Here is a 4,304-nt window from a genome sequence, read left to right on the forward strand (position 1 = left end):
GCTTAACTGGTCGTCGTTCTGTAGCAGCCTGATGTCGTCTCCGGAGTTCGTGCGCAGCGCCTGATTTTTCAGCAGATAGTATTCGGACAAGGCTTCCAGCTGCTCTTCAAAATCGAATTCCATCCATCTCTCTCCTTTGAATTAATGTCGTATACTCATAATTTAAAGATAACGTTGTCCCAATAGGTCCCCGCATCACCTCACATCTAATTTGTAAATGATAACCTTTTAAACCCTTTATTTACTTTCGTCACGATCATATCATGTTCTCTAATCTAACTATGTCGATTTTTGTAGCTCCTTTATTAAAAATCCAACAAAAAAAAGCAAGCCTCCGCCGCAATAGCAGCGTACGTGGCTTGCTTGTGAACTTGGGAATCTTCTTTAGCGAACTTACTTCACCCGTTGGAACTCCAGTATTGCGCCAATATTTGCTGCGCTTCTTCTTTGCGCTGGCTCAACGCCTGGGACCAGTCCATTCCTTGTGGGGTTGTAAAGGATGCCATGGCCTGGATCAACTGATCTACTTGGGTATTCAGCAGTCTCCAGCCGTCCTGGGCCTGGAACACTTCTGTCTGGTAGCTGCTGGACGACTTCCAGTCGAGAACCGTTAATGTATCAGTGGAACCAGCGATTCGCAGGAGCAGGTTACTGCCGCTTTTCTCCACTATAATTTCATCGTGGTTAAGCTTAAGATCGACCATATCCGTCCCGGTGCCTCCGCCGTACTCCACAATGGTGTCGTTGCCGTAGCCCTTGCCGAACAGGTACGTGTCGTTGCCGCTGTAGTCGGCATACGAATTGTTACCGTTGTTCCGGTTCCCGTACAGCGTGTCGTTGCCCGCTCCGCCATCCAGCACATCATCGTCCTCGCTCGCATACAGCACGTCGTTGCCGTCTCCGCCCAGCAGCGTGTCGCTGCCAAAGTCTCCGAACAACTCATCCTTCCCGTCCCCGCCCTCGATCCGGTCGCTGTTGACGCCGCCGTACAGCTTGTCATCTCCGCCGAAGCCGTACACCCGGTTCTGGAAGTTACGGTCCCCGTACAACACGTCGTTGCCTTCCGTCCCACGCGTTACTACCCGCGACTCCAGCTCCGCCTGCGTCCACGCCGTCCCGTCCGCGAACACTACCGACTCCACCTTGTAGCTGCCGGAGGCAAAATACGAGCTGACCGCGATCCGCTCCCCCGTCTCTTTGATCTGCAGGACCAGATTACCGCTCTCCTGCAGCACCTCGATGTCGCCGGGGTTCACATCCAGCAGCTTGATCGTATCCGTCCCGGTGCCTCCGCCGTACTCCACAATGGTGTCGTTGCCGTAGCCCTTGCCGAACAGGTACGTGTCGTTGCCGCTGTAGTCGGCATACGAATTGTTACCGTTGTTCCGGTTCCCGTACAGCGTGTCGTTGCCCGCTCCGCCGTCCAGCACATCGTCGCCCTCGCTCGCATACAGCATGTCGTTGCCGTCTCCGCCCAGCAGCCTGTCGCTGCCAAAGTCTCCGAACAGCTCATCCTTCCCGTCCCCGCCCTCGATCCGGTCGTTGTTGACGCCGCCGTACAGCTTGTCGTCTCCGCCGAAGCCGTACACCCGGTTCTGGAAGTTACGGTCCCCGTACAACACGTCGTTGCCTTCCGTCCCACGCGTTACTACCCGCGACTCCAGCTCCGCCTGCGTCCACACCGTCCCGTCCGCGAACACTACCGACTCCACCTTGTAGCTGCCGGAGGCAAAATACGAGCTGACCGCGATCCGCTCCCCCGTCTCTTTGATCTGCAGGACCAGATTACCGCTCTCCTGCAGCACCTCGATGTCGCCGGGGTTCACATCCAGCAGCTTGATCGTATCCGTCCCGGTGCCTCCGCCGTACTCCACAATGGTGTCGTTGCCGTAGCCTTTGCCGAACAGGTAGGTGTCGTTGCCGCTGTAGTCGGCATACGAAGAGTTACCGTTGTTCCGGTTCCCGTACAGCGTGTCGTTGCCCGCTCCGCCGTCCAGCACATCGTCGCCCTCGCTCGCATACAGCATGTCGTTGCCGTCTCCGCCCAGCAGCGTGTCGCTGCCAAAGTCTCCGAACAGCTCATCCTTCCCGTCCCCGCCCTCGATCCGGTCGCTGTTGGCGCCGCCGTACAGCTTGTCGTCCCCGCCGAAGCCGTACACCCGGTTCTGGAAGTTACGGTCCCCGTACAACACGTCGTTGCCTTCCGTCCCACGCGTTACTACCCGCGACTCCAGCTCCGCCTGCGTCCACGCCGTCCCGTCCGTGAACACTACCGACTCCACCTTGTAGCTGCCGGAGGCAAAATACGAGCTGACCGCGATCCGCTCCCCCGTCTCTTTGATCTGCAGGACCAGATTACCGCTCTCCTGCAGCACCTCGATGTCGCCGGGGTTCACATCCAGCAGCTTGATCGTATCCGTCCCGGTGCCTCCGCCGTACTCCACAATGGTGTCGTTGCCGTAGCCTTTGCCGAACAGGTAGGTGTCGTTGCCGTTGTAGTCGGCATACGAATTGTTACCGTTGTTCCGGTTCCCGTACAGCGTGTCGTTGCCCGCTCCGCCGTCCAGCACATCGTCGCCCTCGCTCGCATACAGCATGTCGTTGCCGTCTTCGCCCAGCAGCGTGTCGCTGCCAAAGTCTCCGAACAGCTCATCCTTCCCGTCCCCGCCCTCGATCCGGTCGCTGTTGACGCCGCCGTACAGCTTGTCGTCGCCCAGGCCGCCATATAACCGGTCATCTCCGGCTCCACCAAATAAACTATCGTTTCCGGAATCTCCGGACAAGTAGTCGTCACCGGCTCCGCCATCCACGCTATCGTTGCCGTCCATCGCAAAAACAGTGTCCCCAGCCTCAGTTCCCTGAAGATTGTCATTCCCGTCCGTAGCTGCTCTTATAACGCCCGTTTCGGCAACCGCTAAGGCATACTCGCTATTCATGCCAGCGTAACGAAGTATGAAATCAAGGAACGGCTGCTGCTCCACCGATGGCTCCAGTGCCAGTATCCCTATGCTTTTCAGCATATTTAAACCACGGTCCTTATCCTCCAGCAATACCCCATCCAAATAGGCCTGTACCCTTCCTAGCCCGATGGTCGCCGTTTCCGCTGTCATGTCGACGGTATAGCTTATTCGTTCCAATACAGGTTTTAAGTGACTCTGCTTGAGCAGTTGTACCCAGATCACGTTACTGAATCCTTCATACACACCAAGCAGCGCTGCCGCCGCCTGGCTTCCCGGGTTACTGCCGTACAGCCCCACAAAGGGCTCGGCCATGAATTTCTCTACTGCCGCCAGTTTACGGGCGTCGATATTGGTCCCTCTGCTGGTCGGACTGACGTTGTCGCTGGCCGTCCATTTTAATACAATCTGCTCCATCAGGCTCTTCTGCTCTGCGTAATCCGGTGTCGTCACAAATTGCTCCACCAGCGCTTGCAGCCCCGCATCTTGCGCCATCGCCACATGCAGCTGCCGTACCACTCCATACCCCCGAACATTCGGCAACCTAAGGACAGACTCGGGAATTTCGATATTTACGATATCCAGCGTATCCGTTTTACTCGCTGCCAGCCATAAGTCACCTGCCAGATGTGTACTGCCGTCCGCTTTTTCATACGTAAAGCTTAGCGTATCCGCATTCACTGCCGTCAGATCCAGCGCAGTTATTCCCAGCTCTGGCAGACTGTGCAGTTCTTCCGCAGCCGCCAGCCCGTCCCGGTTCGAGTCGGTCCAAATCTGCAGCTCCCCGAATACGGCATCCGCTGCGTCGATCCGGCGGTCGCCATTGTCATCCACATCAAGCAGTGCCTGCACACCGTCGTGGGCCAATCCGCCATTCTTAAGTAACGTCGCATCCCCAAAAAGTTCCCGCCCGTTGTCCACTGCCCCGTTATGATTCAAATCCCGGACCAGCAGCCCATCGCCGGGCACAACCCACTGTACCTTTTCGGCGAAACCGTCGGCATTGAAGTCGAAATAAGCACCCAGCGCCTGAGCGGACGCTTTAATCCCGTTCCCGTCCAGGTCCAGGATGACAGGATCGCGGTACGGTACCGGGTCGGGCGTGTTCGTAGAATTCATATATTGTTCGTACATATCATAAATTTCCGGGAACATTTCTTTAGCGTCTTCCTCTAATCCGGAGGCTACCATACTCTGGATCAGCCTCAAGCGCTGGTCGATAATGAGTGCCCGCCCCGCATTCAGCAGTTCGCTCCCGATCGTAAACATCCCGTTCAGATACATGGTCATGAACAGCGGTGACAGCTTGCCCGGCAGCAGCCCGCCTACCGACAAGAAATCCTGGAG

1 protein-coding gene is annotated in these 4,304 nt (G+C 56.8%); it reads right to left on the reverse strand.

The window, feature by feature from the left end; genetic code table 11:
- Nucleotides 1-398: 398 nt before the first annotated feature.
- A partial coding sequence (locus F1381_RS27745; protein ID WP_281349985.1) for a calcium-binding protein occupies nucleotides 399-4,304 on the reverse strand: 3,906 nt, incomplete at its 5' end.

The organism is Paenibacillus tengchongensis (assembly GCF_008973665.1).
In the GTDB taxonomy this organism is placed as follows: Bacteria; Bacillota; Bacilli; order Paenibacillales; family Paenibacillaceae; genus Paenibacillus_AQ; species Paenibacillus_AQ tengchongensis.